Below are 19,242 nucleotides of genomic sequence, written 5' to 3'. Positions count from 1 at the left end.
CCCATGTGGATCTGAAAACAAAAGGAATTCTAGGAGATGAGATGACGATATGAAAACAAAAGTTGAGAAAATATATCCGTTATCAAACATGCAAAAAGGAATGCTGTTTCATGCCATGAAAGACGAAGCGTCACACGCATATTTTGAGCAGTTCATCATTGAATTAAAAGGTGATGTGGATGAGCGGATGTTTGAAGAAAGCCTAAATGAAGTCATGAAAAGGCATGAGATCCTAAGAGCATCATTTCATCACAGATTGGATGAGCCGCTGCACGTCATTATCAAAGATCGGCACATGAAGTTTGACTATCTTGATATACGAGGCCGGCATGAGCAAGACGGCGTTTTGGAGAGTTATTTGGCAGAAGATAGACAAAAGGGTTTTAACTTAGCCAAAGATACGTTGATGAGAGCTTGTCTCATCAGAACGTCTGACGATTCGTATCAATTTGTCTGGACGTATCATCACATCTTGCTTGACGGATGGTGCCTTGGCATCATCCTGGATGAGCTGTTGACGATATATGAAATGAAGCGGAAAGGCCAACATCATCAATTGGAAGACCCGAGGCCGTACAGCGATTATATCAAATGGCTGGAGGATCAGGATAAAGAAGAAGCTCAGAGCTATTGGGAGAGCTATTTGAGCGGCTATGATCAAAAAAATTCGCTTCCAAAGCTTCGCACACCTTCTGAGACGGGTTTTAAAAGAAGAGAGAAAACGATTGAATGTTCCAAAGAATTGACAAATCGCCTCATCAAATTGGCCAACCAGAATCATGTAACGATCAATACCGTGTTGCAAAGCATTTGGGGCGTGATTTTGGCGAAATACAACAACAGCGAGGATGTGGTGTTCGGAACCGTTGTTTCCGGCAGAGATGCCGAAGTGGAAGGTATAGAAACAATGGTCGGCGTCTTCATCAACACCATCCCGACCAGAATCAGGCTGGGCAAAGACAAGCTTTTTAAAGACGTTCTGCGCCAAACCCAAGCCGACGCTTTGGAAAGCAGCCGCTACAATTACATGAATTTAGCGGAGGTTCAAGCGCTAAGCGAGTTGAAAAATGATTTGATCGACCATGTCATGGTCTTTGAAAACTATGCCGTTGACCAAAAAGCGTTTGAAGAAAAAAATGATGTAGGTTTTGAAATGGTGAATGTCAGCGGGGAAGAACAGACCAATTATCATTTCAGCATTTCCGCGGCTCTTGACGATCAATTAAAGCTGCTCTTCATCTATGATGAAAATGTATATGACGACACCATCATCGAAACATTAGAAAAGCATATCATCACCGTCGCAGAACAAGTGGCGGAAGATGAGGCACAAACATTACAAGACATCAACCTTGTGTCAAAAGAAGAACAACAGAGGATTTTAGACACATTCAACGATACAAAAACGGATTATCCGAAAGACAAGCCGCTTCATGAGCTCTTTGAGGAACAGGCCATGAAGACGCCTGACCAGACGGCTCTTGTGTTCGGTGCTCAGCGCATGACCTATAGAGAGCTGAATAAGAAAGCAAACCAAACCGCGAGACTCCTCAGGGAAAAAGGGATCGGCAGAGGCTCGATTGCCGCGATCATCGCGGACCGCTCCTTTGAGATGATCATCGGCATCATCGGTATTTTAAAAGCGGGAGGCACGTATTTGCCGATCGATCCTGAAACGCCTAGGGACAGAATCGATTATATGTTGGAAAATAGCGGTGCGGCATTGTTAGTAACAACAGATTCGCTTCTTCAACCTTTTGATATAAAAACCGTTGATTTGCGTTCGGACGAGTTGCACTTACTAAGCGGAGAGAATCTTCCGCGTGTGAATTGCTCAAGCGATACAGCGTACATCGTCTACACGTCCGGCTCAACCGGAACACCAAAAGGAGTGGTCATCCCGCATTACAGTGCGGCAAGAGTCGTTAAAAACACCAATTATATCGACATCACTGAAGATGACGCCATTCTCCAGCTGTCCAACTATTCGTTTGACGGATCGGTGTTCGACATCTTCGGCGCTCTCTTAAACGGAGCCTCACTCGTCCTGATCGAAAAAGAGACGGTCTTGAATACACATGAGTTGGCCGAAGTGATTGAGAAAGAACGAGTCAGCGTGATGTTCATTACGACAGCGCTGTTCAATACGCTCGCCGACATCAATATCGGCTGCCTTGCCAAGCTGCGGAAAATCCTTTTCGGCGGGGAAAGAGCGTCGATACCGCATGTGAGAAAAGTGTTGGATCATGTCGGCCGGGATAAATTGATTCATGTTTACGGCCCGACGGAAAGCACGGTATATGCGACATATTATTTCATCAATGAAATAGATGAAAAAGCCGATACAATCCCGATCGGCAGCCCGCTGGCGAATACGTCAGTCTTGATCATGGATGAAGCCGGCAAGCTCGTGCCGATCGGGGTTCCCGGAGAGCTGTGCATCGCAGGCGATGGTTTAAGCACAGGATATTTAAACCGCGAGGAACTGACGGCGGAAAAATTCATCCCGCATCCGTTCATTCCGGGAGAAAGGCTGTACAAAACAGGTGATTTAGCGAAATGGCTGCCTGACGGCAACATCGAATTCATCGGCCGAATCGACCATCAGGTGAAAATCCGCGGCTTCAGAATCGAACTCGGCGAAATCGAAAGCCGGTTGGAGATGCATGAAGACATCAACGAGACGATCGTTACCGTCAGAGAAGACGGAGAGAACCGCCCGTACATTTGCGCCTATATCACGGCAAAGCGTGAGATTTCCCTTGATGAGCTGAAAGGGTTTTTAGGTGAAAAGCTTCCGGATTATATGATTCCCGCCTATTTCGTGAACATGGACAAGCTGCCGCTCACCAAAAACGGGAAAGTGGACAGAAAAGCCCTGCCTGAGCCGGACAGAACGATGGGAGCGGAAAGTGAGTATGAGGCGCCGCGAAATGAAACGGAAGAAAAGCTGGCAGCAATTTGGCGTGATATTTTAAAGGTGGAAAAGGCCGGTATCAACGATCATTTCTTCGAGCTGGGGGGACATTCTCTCAAAGCGGCCGCGATGGCGGCAAGAATCCGAAAGGAGCTCAAAGCGGAAATCCCTCTTGAGCAAATCTTTAAAACGCCGACAATCAAAGGATTGGGAGAATATATCAGATCGACAAAAGATAGTGTTGATTCATCTATTAAAAAAGTGGAAGAAAAAGAATACTATCGTCTTTCATCCGCGCAAAAAAGACTGTACATTCTAGGTCAAATCGAAGGGAGCGGATTGTCCTACAACATCCCTTTTACCATGAAAGTCAAGGGCTCCTTCGATATACGCCGGTTTGAGAACGCATTGCAAATTGTCATTCAAAGACATGAAGCGCTTAGAACGTCCTTCTTGATGGCGGATGGAGAGCCAGTTCAAAAGATTGAAAAAGAAGTAGATTTCAGCATCAAATCCAGCGAAATAGAGTCTCTATCCATTCAAGAGATCATCAAACAATTTGTCAGACCGTTTGATTTAAAAAAGGCCCCGCTTTTTAGAACAGAGGTGGTCAAGGTTGACGACGAGGAACATATCATTCTGTTTGATATGCACCATATCATTTCAGACGGCGCATCGATGGGGGTTTTGACAAAAGAAATTTGCGATTTGTACGGCGGAAAAGAACTGGAGCCGCTCAGCCTCCAATATAAAGACTATTCAGAATGGCAAAGGGATTTTTATCAAAAAGATGAGATGAAAAGGCAAAAAGAGTACTGGCTCAATATTTTCAAAGGCGAGATTCCAGTCCTCAACATGCCGACGGATTACCCGAGGCCGCAAATGCACAGTGTTGAAGGCGATAGAATCGGTTTTGCAATCGACGGCGAATTGACGAAGAAGCTCAAGCGGATCGCCAAAAACAACGGAGCGACCATGTATATGCTTCTTCTGGCGGCATATACGGTTTTGCTTAGAACATATAGCGGACAGGAAGATTTGATTATCGGAACGCCGATTCAAGGAAGAAAACATCACGAGCTGAAACATGTAATCGGAATGTTTGTCAATACGCTGGCGATGAGAAATCATCCGAAGGGCGACAAGACATTCGCTGAATTTTTGCAAGATGTAAAAGAGACGGCGCTGAAGGCGTATGAAAACCAAGATTATCAATTTGACGATCTTGTCGAACAGCTTGACCTTGAACGCGACATGAGCAGAAATCCGCTGTTTGATACGATGTTTGTCCTGCAAAACTTGGAAAAAGCGGATGCTGAAATAGAAGGGCTCACATTTGAACCGTTTGAAAGCGACATCCATATTTCAAAATTTGACCTCACTTTATCGGCAATCGAAAAAGACTCGAAGATCGAATTTGATTTGGAATACTGTACAAAGCTGTTTAAAAGAGAAACGGTCGAAAGGATGGCGGCGCATTTCGTCCGTGCTTTAGAGGATATTTCCAATCGGCCGGACAAGCGGCTTGATCAAATAGAGGCCATGTCAGAAGACGAAAAAAACACATTGTTATATCGGTTTAATGATACGAAAACTGATGCTCCAATAGACAAAACCATTTGCCGGCTGTTTGCGGAGCGGGCGGAGACATCGCCTGACCAAACCGCGGTCGTGTTTGAAGATCAAAAGCTGACATATCGACAATTGCATGAGAGGTCAAATCAGCTGGCCCGGTTTTTAAGAGACAAAGGGGTTAAACCGAACACAGCCGTCGGCATCATGGTGGACCGCTCTCCCGAGATGATCATCGGCCTTCTGGGAATTTTGAAGGCCGGAGGCGCGTACCTGCCGCTTGATCCGGCATATCCTGAAGACAGGATCAAATACATCCTAGGCGACAGCCAAACAAAGTTTCTTCTGTCGGAAGAGGCGCTCATCAAAAAACGGTCCTTTATCAAAGAGGCCAGCATGATCAACATTGATATTCACGATAAACAAATTGCCGCCCTGGATGCGGCTCAATTGGAGCCTGTCAGCCATAGCGGGGATTTGGCTTACATCATCTATACTTCAGGGTCCACAGGAAAACCGAAGGGCGTCTTAATCGAACAAAAAGGGCTGAGCAATCTTGTTTCAGCAGTTGTCAAATTGATGCATTTAAACACGGACAGCAGAGTGATTCAATTTGCTTCACTATCATTTGATGCGTCAGCATTTGAAATCTTTCCGGCGCTGGCAGCCGGGGCGGCTTTAGTGTTGGGACGGCAGGAGGAAATGATGCCGGGGCAGCCGTTAACAAGCTTTCTAAGACAGTATGACATCACTCATGCGACTTTGCCGCCGACCGTTCTGAATGTGTTGGATGAATTCAGATTGGAAAACCTCAAAGTAATCGTTTCCGCGGGCTCTGCCTGCACTGAAGAACTCGCAAAAAGGTGGTTCGGAAATCGGCTGTTTATCAATGCCTACGGACCGACGGAAACGACGGTCTGTGCAACGGCGGGGGTTTACGGAGGATCCGGTCGTCCTCATATCGGCAGTCCGATTGACAATACAAACGTATATGTATTGGATCAAAACCAGAAGCCTGTGCCGACAGGCGTTGTTGGAGAGCTTTGCGTCGGCGGAATCAGTCTTGCACGCGGGTATTTAAACCGGCCGGAACTGACAGCCGAAAAGTTTATTTCACATCCGTTTGTATCAGGGGAAAGATTGTACCGGACGGGTGATCTGGCCAGATGGCTGCCCGGTGGACATCTCGAGTTTTTAGGAAGAATAGACCATCAGGTGAAAATACGCGGATACCGGATTGAACTGGGAGAAATCGAGAATCAATTGCTCAAGCTTGACAAAATCGACGAAGCGGCGGTTATAGCCAGGAAGGACGATGACAACAGCGATTATTTGTGCGCTTATATCGTCTCCAAAGAAGACTGGACATCAACCGAGCTCAGTGAATGGCTCGAAAAAGAGCTCCCTCACTATATGATTCCGGCTTATTTTGTCAGACTGGATAAGCTGCCGCTCACCGCAAACGATAAAGTCGATCGAAAAGCCCTCCCTGCACCTGACAGACATGTCGCAACAGGAGCGGAATACGAAGCACCGCGGGATGACACAGAAGCTAAGCTCGTTGACATCTGGAGGGATGTTCTCGGTGCCGGAGACATCGGTATCAGCCATCACTTCTTTGCAGCAGGAGGAGATTCGATCAAGGCGTTGCAAATCGTCTCAAGGCTGTCCAGGCTTGGCCTGAAGCTTGAAATGAAGGATCTGTTCGCCAATCCGAGAATCAAGGATCTTTCCAAGTATGTTAAAAAACAATCACAGAGGCAAAATGCCAATACAATCGTCACGGGACATGCAGAACTCACTCCGATCCAAAAATGGTATTTTACTAATAACAAAGAAGAGCTGGATCACTTTAACCAGTCATTTGTGCTCTTCAGAAAGGGCGGATTTGACGAAAGCTGTGTTAAAAAGACTTTCAATAAAATAATGGAGCAGCACGACGCGTTAAGGATGATCTATGAGGAAAAAGGCGGGGACTTCATTCAGTACAACAGAAGCTTTCAGAAAGACCTGTTCGACCTGGATGTTTATGATGTAAGAGGGCTTGATCGTCAAGCGGAAAAGGTGTATGAGCTGGCGACAAGCATTCAAAAACAAACATCGATCAGAAAAGGAAAACTTGTTCATCTCGGCATCTTCCGGGCTGATGAGGGCGACCACCTGCTCATTGTAATCCATCACCTTGTCGTCGACGGTGTATCGTGGAGAATACTGTTTGAGGACTTCGAAACATTGTACAGTCAGGCATTAAAGGGGCAAACGCTCGAGATCGGCTACAAAACGGATTCCTATCAAGAATTCGCCCGCAGGTTAAAAGCATACGCCCGCAGCCGAACCTTATTGAAGGAAGCCAAATATTGGCGGAACGTTGCCAAGGCACGTGTCCGGTTTATTCCGCCAAAGAACATATTAAAGGAAGATGTATACGAAAACAGCACGACGTTGAGCATCAAGCTCGGCAAAGAGGCAACAGCGGACCTTTTGCGAAACACGAACAGAGCCTACAACACCGAAATCAACGATATTTTGTTAACGGCATTACTAACCGGAGCAAAGGACATCACAGGGGAAAACAAACTGAAGGTCATGATGGAAGGCCACGGCAGGGAAGATATTTTAGAAGGCGTTGACATCACGAGAACAATCGGCTGGTTTACGACGATGTATCCGGTGCTTCTTGATGCAGGAGAAGAAAAAGCCCTCTCCCAACATATCAAAATGGTCAAAGAAACGTTGAGAAAAATACCGAATAAAGGAATCGGCTACGGGCTCTTAAAGTATATGGCTGAAGACCCGGATTTTATCAACGAAGAAAAGGCCCGGATTTCATTTAACTATTTAGGCGAGATCGATGCCGACATGAATCGCGGCGAATTTTCCGGCTCAAGCTTCTCCGAAGGGGAAAGCATCGGCGGAAAAATCGCGAGAAGTCATTCTATCGAAATCAACGCCATCGTGATTCATCATGAGCTGGTGATTCATACAACCTTTAATCAAATGGAATACGAAAAAGATACGATCAGCCGGCTGAATCATCAATTAAAAGAACGCCTGGAACAAATCATTAAGCACTGCACGCAACAGACGGAAAGCGAAAGAACGCCGTCCGACTATGGAGATACAAATATCAGTTTAGACGAACTTGAAGAAATCAAAGGAAGATACAGAGGCGTCATTGAAAAAATCTATCCGCTTGCCAACATGCAAAAAGGTATGCTGTTCCATGCCATCGAGGATCATACCTCAGATGCATATTTTCAGCAGACGGTCATGGATATTGAAGGATATGTCGATCCGGCGATTCTTGAGGCAAGCTTTAATGACATCATGAAACGGCATGAAATCTTAAGGGCCTCTTATGAATATGAAATTGTTGAAGAACCGAGGCAGATCATCATCGAAAACCGCAGCATCGATTTCACCTATTTCAATATCGCGAAAAGCTCCGCACAGCAACAGGAAATGTTCATTGAGAGATTGATCAATGAAGATCGAAAAAAAGGCTTTGATTTAAGCAGAGATGTGTTAATGAGGGTTTACTTGCTGAAAACGGCGGAGCGCTCGTACCGGCTTGTCTGGAGCCATCACCATATTTTACTCGATGGCTGGTGCCTTGGCATCATCATGCGTGAGCTGTTTGTCATCTACGAAAACCGGATGAACGGCAAAGCCAGTCCATTAAAGGAGACGAAGCCGTACAGCGATTATATTAAGTGGCTTGAAAGACAGGATCAGGAAGAGGGCCGTCAATATTGGCGCGAATATTTAAAAGGGTATGAGGAACAGGCACAGCTGCCTACATTAACAAAACGCAAAAAAAGCAGCCTGTATGACCGCCGGGAGAAGGTCATCCATTTGTCAAAACAGCTGACAAAACAATTGAAGGCGCTCGCTGCTAAAAACAGCGTTACGCTTCATACGGTGATTCAAACGATTTGGGGCTTGATGCTTACGAAATATAATAAGATCGATGATGTCGTGTTTGGAACGGTCGTATCGGGCAGGGAAGCAAACGTAGACGGAATCGAAGACATGATCGGTCTGTTTATCAACACCATCCCGACAAGAATCAGATTCAATGAGCAGGCGCGTTTTAACGAATGTTTGCAAAAGGTTCAGGAAGATGCGATTCAAAGCAACCGCTACAACTATATGAATCTCGCTGAAGTCCAGGCTTTGAGCAGCTTAAAGAAAGATCTGATCGATCATATTCTCGTATTTGAGAACTATGAAACTGATGAACAGGACTTTGAAGAGAGTCAAATGAAGACAGGCTTTAAGGTGAATGAGATCAGCGCTGCGGAACAAAGCAATTACAGCTTTAGCATGTCGGTGACTCCTGGCGAAGAGCTCACCCTTGTTTTGACATATGACGGCAATGTCTATGACAGGGATATCATCAACAATATCGAAGGTCATATCAAAAGGGTCGCTGAGCAAGTGACGGCAAATGAGAACCGGAAAATCGCAGAGATTGACATGCTGGCGGAGGAAGAAAGAAAGACGCTTCTATATGAGTTCAACCGGACAAACGCAGATTATCCAAGGAATAAAACAATCCATCAATTATTTGAAGAACAGGCGGAACGGACGCCTGGGCATACTGCGGTCGTATTTGAAAAGGAGAAGCTCTCGTACAAAGCACTGAATGAAAGGTCAAATCAGCTGGCGGGACTGTTAAGGGAAAAAGGCGTAAAACCTGACATGATCGTCGGCGTTATGGCGGAGCGTTCTGTGGAGATGATTGTCGGAATGCTGGCGGTGCTGAAGGCCGGAGGCGCATACTTGCCGATCGATCCCGAATATCCGGAAGACCGGATCAGATACATGATCGAAGACAGCGGCATCAGCATCCTGCTGAAAAAGGCGGACAAACAGATTGACGTTGATCTCACCTGTATCGATATGAACGAAAAAGGGCTGACAAAAGACAAAGCCACAGAGAACTTAGAGCACACGAGCGGTTCTTCTGACATGGCTTATGTCATCTATACCTCAGGTTCGACCGGAAAGCCGAAGGGTGTCATGGTCAACCATCAATCAATTGTTAATACGCTTTATTGGAGGAAACAATCGTATGGCTACAGTACAGCCGATACCACACTTCAAGTGCCGTCCTTTTCATTTGACAGTTCTGTTGAAGATATTTTCACGACGCTTATATCTGGGGCGAAGCTGGTTTTAATTAGAGATTTGCGGATGAATCCGCGTGAGATCATCGGTGCGTTGCGAACGCATAAAGCGACAAACTTGCTGGCCGTTCCGAGCTTTTATCTAAGCCTGCTCGACACGATTGAGCAGCCTTTAGAGGATTTAAGATTTATCACGGTCGCAGGGGAAGGCTTCAATGAAAGTCTGATCCGGCAGCATTTTGAAAAGCTGCCGAACGTCAAATTGTTTAATGAATACGGACCGACGGAAAACAGCGTTTGCTCAACGCGGGGCGAGCTGCAAAAAGATGACGAAAAAGTCGTCATCGGCCGGCCGATCAGCAATCACAAGGCTTATATTTTAAATCACAACCAGCAACTGCTGCCGTTGGGCACACCCGGTGAACTTTGTCTGAGCGGGGAAGGCCTTGCCCGCGGATACTTAAACAGACCTGACCTCACGCTTGGAAAATTTGTTCCAAACCCGTTTGTTCCAGGAGAAAACATGTACAGGACGGGGGATCTCGCAAGATTTTTACCTGATGGCCAAATCGAATATTTAGGAAGAATCGACCACCAAGTCAAAATCCGCGGATTCAGAATCGAACTGAGCGAAATCGAAAACCAATTGCTGAAAATAGAAGGCATTGACGCGGCGGCAGTTATGGCGCGGGAAGATCAAGCCGGCGGAAAATACCTATGCGCATATATCGTCGCGGACAAAACGGCCGGCGTTGCAGACGTCAGAAAATGCTTGTTAAAGGAACTGCCGGATTACATGGTGCCGTCATACTTTGTCAAGCTCGATCAATTGCCGCTTACGGCAAACGGCAAAATCGACAGAAAAGCGCTCCCTGAACCTAGCTGCACAATCAGTGAAGCGACGTACGAAGCACCGAGGAACCGCACAGAGGAAAAGCTTGTCTCAATCTGGGAGGACGTTTTAGGGATCGAAAACATCGGAATCAGCCACAATTTCTTTGAACTTGGCGGCCATTCCTTAAAAGCTGCGGCATTGACTGCAAAATTGCATAAAGAAATGAAGATTGAAGTCCCTTTAAGACAAATATTCGAAACACCAACAATCAAAGACATCGGTGATTTTATCGAATCCATGAAAGAAAGCCCTTATGCGTCCATCACACAAGCGGAAGAGAAAGAGTATTACGCATTGTCATCCGCACAAAGAAGGCTGTATATCCTTAATCAAATCGAACCAGGCGGCCTCTCTTACAACATGCCTTTCGCCATGAAAATTGCAGGAGATTTTGATGTCGACCGGTTTGAGGATGCTTTTCGGCAATTGATAGAAAGACATGAAGCCTTGAGGACGGCCTTTGTGATGGTTGACGGCGAACCTGTACAAAAAATCGAAAAAGAAGTCGATTTTAAAGTGAAGTACGGACGACTCGGACAGGACCGGCTGGAAGAAAAAATCAAAGCGTTCATCAAGCCGTTTGCTTTGGAAAAAGCGCCGCTTTTAAGAGTGGAAGTATTAAAAGCGAGTGGCGATGAACATGTACTGATGTTCGACATGCACCATATCATTTCAGACGGGGTATCCATGGCCATTTTCACAAGAGAACTGGCCGAGTTGTATGAGGGGAAAACATTGCAGCCGTTAACGATTCAGTACAAAGACTTTTCAGAATGGCAAAAACTTTTTTATCAAAAAGATGAGATTAAACGCCAGGAAGACTACTGGCTCAACGTTTTTCAAGGTGAAGTGCCGGTGCTGAATTTGCCGGCGGATGAAAAACGTCCGCAAAAGCGTTCGATTGAAGGAGATATCGTTCAGTTTGAAATAGACGGCGAAACGTCCGCCATGCTGAACAAACTGGCGAAAGAGAACGGCGCGACGATGTATATGTTGCTTTTGGCGGGATACACAACGCTCTTGGCGAAGTATACAGGCCAGGAGGATATCGTTGTCGGCTCACCGATCGCGGGAAGGCATCACAGCGATTTGAAACATGTCATCGGAGTGTTTATCAACACGCTGGCGATGAGGAACCATCCAATAGGAGACATGCCATTTGCCGATTATTTAAAAGAGGTTAAAGAAACGGCGCTGAAAGCTTATGAAAATCAAGACTATCCATTTGATGAACTGGTTGAAAAACTTGATGTCAAACGGGATATGAGCAGACACCCGCTGTTTGATACCATGCTTGTTCTGCAAAACTTCGACGGCGATGAAGCGGACATCGATGGCTTGATATTCCAGCCACTCCAAACCGAGGTGAACATCTCAAAATTTGATTTGACGCTGACAGCCGCTGAGACAAATGAAGGCATTCAATGTGTTTTCAACTACAGTACAAAATTGTTTAAGCGGTCCACGATTGAAAGAATGGCGGGCCATTTGATCAATATTTTAAAGGAAGCGGCAAACGATCCGCAAATGCCGTTGAGCGACGTGAACATGCTGTCAGATGAAGAAATCAGAGTGCTTCGGGATCAGAATCAAGGACAACGAACAGATTACCCTAAAGATCAAACGGTTCATCAGCTGTTTGAGCATCAGGCTGGCAAAACGCCGGAGCAAACAGCGGTGGTCTTTGCGGATGAAAAGCTGACGTACAGGGAACTGAACGAAAAAGCAAATCAATTGGCAAGGCTTTTGAGAGACAAAGGAGCAAGCGCCGGTGCACCTGTAGCGATCATGATTGAACCATCGCTTGAGATGATCATTTCCATGATGGCGGTACTGAAAGCCGGAGCGGCTTACGTGCCGATCGAGTCGGAGCAATTGGCCAAACGGACGAATGAGATTTTAAGTGACAGCAGAGCTGCAATATTGCTTGTCAAAGGCTCTGTCAAAGAAAACGTCGCGTTCGCTGGAGAAATCGTCAATGTTGCCGACGGTTTGATTGATGCGAAGGCCGCGTCAAACCTGTCTGCATCGGGTGCAGCCGATCAGAATGCATATATTATATACACATCAGGCTCCACCGGAAAGCCGAAAGGCGTATTTATCAGACACGGGAATGTGGTGAATTATACAGCATGGTTTATGAAGGAAGCGGGTCTTACAGAAAACGACAAAGCCATGCTTGTGTCTTCATATGCGTTCGATTTGGGCTATACGAGCATCTTTTCGGCGCTGTTAAGCGGAAGCGAACTGCATATCGCACGAAAAGAATGCTATACAAATGCGCACCGGGCTTTAAAGTATATCAAAGAAAACGGCATCACCTATATCAAACTGACGCCGTCTCTGTTTAACATTTTTGTCAATGATCCGGGCTTTTCCGCCGAAAAACCTTGCGCTTCTCTCAGGCTGGTCGTCTTGGGCGGGGAGATGATCAATACAAGGGATGTTGAGACATTTTACAACCAATATCCCGATCATGTAGTCATGAATCATTATGGCCCGACGGAAACGACAATCGGCTCAGTCTTTAAAGTAATCGACCCGGAACACCTCAATTCTTTCAAAGAATATCCGGTTATCGGCACTCCGATCCATAATACGAATGCATATGTGCTTGATGAAAATATGAAACTGCTTCCGGAAGGTGTGTACGGAGAGCTCTGCATCGCAGGCGCCGGAGTGACAGGCGGCTATGTAAACAAACCGGATATCACGAAAGAAAAATTCGTCGAAGATCCGTTTGCACCGCATACAAAAATGTACAGGACCGGGGACCTTGCCAGAAGGCTGAGCAATGGAAATATCGAACTTGCAGGACGGATGGACAGCCAAGTAAAGGTAAGGGGCTACAGAATAGAACCGGAAGAAATCAAAAACAGGCTGTTGGCTCATGATGATATCAAGGAAGCCTTTATTGCTGCAAGGGAAGACCATAAAGGTGCAAAACAGCTGTGCGCCTATTTCACAGCAAACGCCGAATTACCGTTCGAGGACATCAGGACGTATCTGATGCGCGAGCTTCCAGAATATATGATTCCGTCTTCATTTGTCCAAATTGAGAAGATGCCGCTTTCAGCCAACGGAAAGATCGATACAACCGCATTGCCTGAACCGCAGCCGGGAAAAGAGACGGAATACGAACCGCCGCGGAACGAGACGGAAGAAAAGCTTGTTCAAATATGGGAAGATGTGCTTGGCATTGACAAGATCGGGATCACTCATCACTTTTTTGCAGCAGGCGGCGATTCCATCAAAGCGCTGCAAATGATCTCAAGATTATCAAGAGAAGGCCTGTCGCTAGAAATGAAAGATCTGTTTGCAAATCCGCAAATCAAGTCTTTGAGCCGATATGTCAAGGCCGAAACCGACAAATCAGCATCATATGAAACGGTAGAGGGCGAGGTTCTCTTGACTCCGATTCAACAAGAGTATTTCTCGTTGAACAAAACGGACAGGAACCATTACAACCATGCGGTTATACTTTATAGGAAAAACGGATTCGACGAGAGCATCGTCAAACGTGTATTCAGAGAAATCATCCAACATCACGATACACTCCGGACGGTGTTTAGAGAAGAAGGCGGAAAGATCATTCAGTACAACCGGGGACCGGGCAAAAAGCTGTTTGACCTATTTGTCTATGATGTCTCGAGCGAAAACGACCAGCCACAGAAAGTGTACCAATTGGCAACGGAGCTTCAGCAAAGCATCGATATTAAAACCGGCCCTCTGGTTAAACTGGCGCTCTTCAAAACGAATAATGGGGATCACCTGCTGATCATCATCCATCACCTTGTGGTCGACGGTATCTCCTGGAGAATATTATTTGAAGATTTGGCGCTGGGGTACAGTCAGTTATCAAATGGGGAAAAAGTCGAGTTCTATCCAAAAACAGCTTCCTACCAGGAATATGCACATCACATCACGGAATATTCAAAAACTGAAAAACTGCTTGGTGAAAAACAGTATTGGCTGAAGGCCGTTTGTGAAGACGTCAAATTCCTGGAAATGAATGAAGATGCAGGTGTCTTCAAAGTTGAGGACAGCAAAACATTCAGCACGGAACTCGAAAAAGAGGAGACAGCGCGGCTTTTAAGAGAAACAAACCAAGCTTACCGTACCGAAATCAACGATCTTCTGATCGCTGCGCTTCTGGTGGCGGCAAGAGATATGACCGGGCAAAATAAATTAAGAATCACGCTGGAGGGGCATGGAAGAGAACAGGTGGCAGATGGCATCGATATCAGCAGAACGGTCGGCTGGTTTACCTCGAAATACCCGGTATTCATCGATTTGGGACAAGAAACAGACATGTCCAGAACGATTAAAATGGTGAAAGAGCACTTGCGAAACGTGCCGAACAAAGGCATCGGCTACGGAATTTTAAAGTATCTCACCCGGGACAGTGAGATCGCAAAAGGCGCAACATCACCAATCTTGTTCAATTACCTGGGACAGCTTGATGAAGACATCAACAGCGGAGAATTTTCTTCATCACACCTGTCGCCGGGAGAAGCAGCCGGAAAGGGCATCACTAGAGAAAATCCACTCGAAATCAATGCGGTGGTCTTCAGGGGACAACTGGCCATTCAAACGACCTATAACACAAGAGCATACAGTGAAGACGTCGTCAGAACTTTTGCTCAAAAATATAAAGAAGCCTTGAAAGCGGTCATTCGCCACTGCGCGGAACGAGAAGAGACGGAAAAAACGCCGTCCGATTACGGAGACAAAGGCATCAGCTTAGATCAGCTTGAGGAAATCAAACTGAAATATAAAGGGATGGAAATCGAAAAAATCTATCCGCTTGCCAACATGCAAAGGGGCATGCTGTTCCACGCACTCGAAGACAAGGAATCACAGGCGTACTTTGAACAAATGGCCATCGATATGAAAGGATTGATCGATGAGCGTCTGTTTGCAGAAACGTTCAATGACATCATGGAAAGACACGAGATTCTAAGGGCCTCGATCGAGTATGAAATAACGGATGAACCAAGAAATGTGATCATCAAGGACAGAAAGATCAATCTTGACTATCATGACTTGCGAAAGCAGAGTCCGGCGGAACGGGAGCAAGTGATTCAAACGTATCGCAAAGCAGATCGGGAGAAAGGTTTTTGCTTAAACAGCGAACCATTGATCAGAGCCGCGCTAATGAGAACCGAGGATGACAGTTATACGTTCATATGGACAAACCACCATATTCTGCTTGACGGCTGGTCCCGGGGAATCATTATGGGAGAGCTGTTCCAAATGTATCATATGAAAGAAGGCGGGCAAAAACACCGGCTTGAAGAGGCAAGACCGTACAGCGATTATATCGGGTGGCTAGAGCAACAAGATAAAGAAGCTCCAAAAGCGTACTGGAGAAACTATTTATCAGGCTTTACCGAAAAATCGCCGATTTCGGTTTTGGCGAGTTCTTCCGGACATGCGAAATATAAGAGAAAAGAGGCCGTCATAGAATTCCCGCAACAATTAACCGGCCGGATCACAGAGCTTGCCAGCCGTAACAATGTCACCCTCCATACTGTTTTACAATGCATTTGGGGAATGCTTTTGGCAAGGTACAATCAAACGGATGATGTCGTATTCGGTACAGTCATTTCCGGCAGGGATGCACAAGTAGCCGGAATCGAAAAAATGGTCGGATTATTCATCAACACTGTACCGACGAGAATTAGACTGGAAAAAAGCCAAAGCTTTAAGGAACTCATCAAAAGCGTTCAGGAACAGGCTTTGGAAGGCAGGACATATCATGACATGAATCTGTCGGAAGTACAGTCGCTCAGTGAATTAAAAAGAGAGCTGCTGGATCATATCCTGATTTTCGAAAATTACGCGGTTGATCAGAGTGCATTTGAGACAAGCGGCAAACGCGGTGCTGGTTTTATCTTTGAAGAAATTCACGCCGAAGAACAAACAAATTACGGATTTAATATTGTGGCCGTCCCGGGCGAACGTTTGGTCATCAAATTGACTTATGACGGAAATATCTATCATGACCACATCATCGCCGGTATCAAAGGACACCTTCAACAAGTGATGGAACAGGTCGTCCAAAATGAAGATCAGTCATTAAACGACATCACAGTCCTTTCGGAAGCTGAAAGAAACAGGCTGTTGTACGAATGGAATGACACGAAAGCGGAATATCCGAATCAGACGATTCACCGGCTGTTTGAGGAACAAGCCGAAAAAACCCCTGAGCTTGCTGCGGTTGTCTCAGGAAATGACAAACTGACGTACCGTGAGCTCAATGAAAAATCAAATCAGCTTGCCAGATACCTCAGGGACAAAGGAGTCAAAGAGGATACGATTGTCGCCATCATGGCAGAACGCTCACCGGAAATGGTGGTCGGAATCATGGGCATTTTGAAAGCCGGAGGAGCCTATTTGCCGATTGATCCCGATTATCCGGAAGAAAGGATCAAGTATATGCTTGAAGACAGCGGAGCGGCCATCATCCTTGTGGATCACAAGCAGGACTTGGGCACACTTCATCAGGAAGCCGTCGAATTAACCGGAGATTTCAGCAGTTATCCGGCTGACAATCTGGAACTGGCGGGTAACACCGACAGCCTTGCATATATCATCTACACGTCAGGATCCACAGGAAAACCAAAAGGGGTCATGATCAGGCAAAGAGGGCTGGTTAACTATATTACCTGGGCTGCCCGTGTATATGTCCAAGGCGAACAGCTTGATTTTGCCCTCTACTCATCCATTGCCTTTGATTTAACGGTGACATCGATATTTACGCCATTAATCTCAGGCAACCGGGTGATTGTGTATCAGCATAGCAGGGACGGGGAACCGCTGATTCGAAAAGTGTTCAGAGACCAAAAAGCCGGGATTGTCAAATTAACCCCGTCTCATTTAAGCCTTGTCAAAGACATGGGTGCCAGCGGATCAAGCATCAAACGCCTGATCGTCGGCGGAGAAGATTTAAAAACGGAACTGGCCAAAGAAATCACGGAGAGATTTCATCACAACATTGAAATCTACAATGAATACGGTCCGACCGAAACGGTTGTCGGCTGCATGATCTATCAATATGATGCCGGACGGGACCGGCAAGTTTCTGTCCCGATCGGCAAGCCGGCCTCCAATGTCCAGCTCTATATTCTGGATGAGCGTCAGGAAGTACAGCCGGTCGGAATTGCCGGAGAGCTGTATATCAGCGGAGACGGAGTCGCAAAAGGCTATTTGAACAAACCGGAACTGACGTCTGAAAAATTCCTGCCAAATCCGTTTTTACCGGGTGAAAGAATGTATCGAACAGGAGATCTTGCAAGGATGAGGCCGGATGGACATATTGAGTATCTGGGCCGGATCGATCACCAAGTCAAGATTCGGGGCTACCGCATCGAACTTGGCGAAATCGAGCATCAATTGTTAAGGCACAGCGATATAAAAGAAGCGGCGGTTGCCGCCAAAACAGATCAAAGCAACGATCAAGTTCTTTGCGCATACGTCGTTTCCGAAAGAGACATCACACAGGAAGACATCAAAGCGTTTTTGGTGAAGGAGCTTCCGGAATATATGGTGCCGTCCTATTTGCTGAAGCTTGATGAGCTGCCGCTGACACCAAACGGAAAAGTCGACTTGAAGGCCCTTCCAGAGCCAGATCGAAGCGCGGGCGCTTTACTGGAATATGAGCCTCCAAGACATGAGTTGGAAGAAAAAATGGCCGCCATTTGGGAAGACATCCTGAATATCGAACTGATTGGCATCAACGCCAACATATTCGATATCGGAGCGAATTCTTTAAACATCATGTCATTTGTCTCTAGGCTATATGCAGAGCTTGGCTTCAGAGTTCCGTTTAAGGACATTTTCTCCAAGCCGACCATTAAAGAGCTGTCTGATTTTCTGAAGCATGCACAAGACCTGCTGAAAGACTACACAGATGATTGCATGCAGCTGACCAGGGCGGAAGAAGGCGGCAAAAACCTGTTCTGCTTCCCGCCGGCCGCGTCGATGGGCATTGCCTACATGGGCTTGGCCAAGTATCTAAAGCAGCATTCGGTGTACAGCTTCAACTTCATTCCATCCGCAAACAGGGTTCGAAAATACGCGGATATCATTAAAAACATTCAAGGTGAAGGGCCGTACACATTAATCGGCTATTCATCCGGCGGAATCCTGGCATTTGATGTGGCGAAAGAATTGAACCGGCAAGGATATGAAGTCGAAGATTTGATCATCATGGATTCAAAATATCGGACAAAAGCCGAGAAACATCAGTTCACAGAGGAGGAATACAGAGAAGAGATATCCAAAACATTTGAACTTGAGAAATACCGCGATGCAGAGAAATTATTGAGCGACTATTTAGTGGACTTGGTGATGAAGTCTTATGTATATATACAAAACACAGTCACAACCGGCGCAATTGACGGACATATCAGCTATATCAAGTCAAGCGACAATCAGCGGGATGAAAATATGATGATGTGGGAAAAAGCGGCGTCCAAAACCTTTACAGTCGTTCAAGGAGCCGGAACCCATATGCAAATGATCTCCAAGTCCCATCCCGACATTCTTGAAAGAAATGCAAGATTGATCCATGATATCATCAATAAGACTGTCAAAATATGAACAAAACGGCATCCTTTTCAGGGTGCCTTTTGTTTGCCTTATCAACTCTCTGTTATAATGAAAGGCAAAGAAAAGAGAGGAAATATTTCAAAAAACAAGCAGCAGCTGGTGCTGCGGTG

The 19,242-nt window shown here is 46.0% G+C and carries 1 protein-coding gene; it reads left to right on the top strand.

The window, feature by feature from the left end; genetic code table 11:
* The first annotated feature begins 49 nt into the window (after window positions 1-49).
* The gene (gene bacC, locus MKZ04_RS08035; protein ID WP_341045660.1) at window positions 50-19,123 is read left to right on the top strand and encodes a bacitracin non-ribosomal peptide synthetase BacC; all 19,074 of its coding nucleotides are present in this window, start codon (window positions 50-52) and stop codon (window positions 19,121-19,123) included.
* Window positions 19,124-19,242: the final 119 nt, after the last annotated feature.

It is taken from the genome of Bacillus sp. FSL W7-1354 (assembly GCF_038002405.1).
GTDB classification, from domain to species: domain Bacteria; phylum Bacillota; class Bacilli; order Bacillales; family Bacillaceae; genus Bacillus; species Bacillus paralicheniformis.
This window is presented reverse-complemented; position numbering and strand designations above follow the sequence as displayed.

Bases quoted from the DNA above. Each gene is read 5' to 3' on its own strand.
- bacC (WP_341045660.1), top strand. From the start codon at position 50: ATGAAAACAAAAGTTGAGAAAATATATCCGTTATCAAACATGCAAAAA.